Origin of the sequence: Bartonella sp. AA16NXGY (genome assembly GCF_042197325.1) — a bacterium.
GTDB lineage: Bacteria > Pseudomonadota > Alphaproteobacteria > Rhizobiales > Rhizobiaceae > Bartonella.
Genome location: NZ_JBHIRR010000076.1, coordinates 1 through 624 on the forward strand (window position 1 = coordinate 1; position 624 = coordinate 624).

The window sequence follows — 624 nt, forward strand, 5'->3', positions numbered from 1 at the left end:
CTTTAAAATTTGGTTTTTTATCGCGTTGGTTACAATCAGATCTTTTGAATGTCATCGAGCAAGCAAAACAGCAACGTTATAACGACGCGGCATAAAAAGAAAACCTTGTCACGTAAAAACGGACAAGGCTTTCTCTGCTGAAGCAAGACTTAAGGCTGGCATTCAAGTTGTTCTGAATGCTTTTTACAATAAGGGCTATTTAAGCGTCTCTCAACACTTCGCTGAGGCATGACAGCACCAGGACGACATATGGGAAGATTGTCCGATTTATGGTTTTCACACCATTCTTGTATTGTAAAGCTAGGACGAAAACCTGATTGCGCCATACACATTTCAATACTGGCAAATTGATTCAAATCTAGCGCCACAACCTTATTAAGGTCCGGTACTCCACATTCTAAAAGTATTTTATTTCTCCATAATGCTGGAGAAAGTGAGGGAATTGAGTTAACACATCCAGTGATACTTAACAGAGCTATACAACTCAACAGTTTTAAGATTTTCTTCATTCTTCCCCTCTTTCAATGGATTTATTTACGATAAAACAGAGCTCATAAACCTGTTGATATTTCCTGTCACCGCTGCTTAAAACAACGGTGAACAATATTGAGATGATTGGTTGAG

1 protein-coding gene and 1 pseudogene are annotated in these 624 nt (G+C 38.5%); one reads left to right on the forward strand and one right to left on the reverse strand.

Annotated elements, in window-relative coordinates; all coding sequences use genetic code 11:
- Positions 1-95 (forward strand): annotated as a pseudogene (locus ACFINK_RS09400) (helix-turn-helix transcriptional regulator); the annotation flags it as partial.
- Between the two features lie 54 nt (positions 96-149).
- Here the strand turns inward: ACFINK_RS09400 and ACFINK_RS09405 are convergent.
- Complete coding sequence (locus tag ACFINK_RS09405) at positions 150-509, reverse strand: hypothetical protein (RefSeq protein ID WP_015856194.1); 360 nt, start codon at positions 507-509, stop codon at positions 150-152.
- Positions 510-624 lie beyond the last annotated feature (115 nt).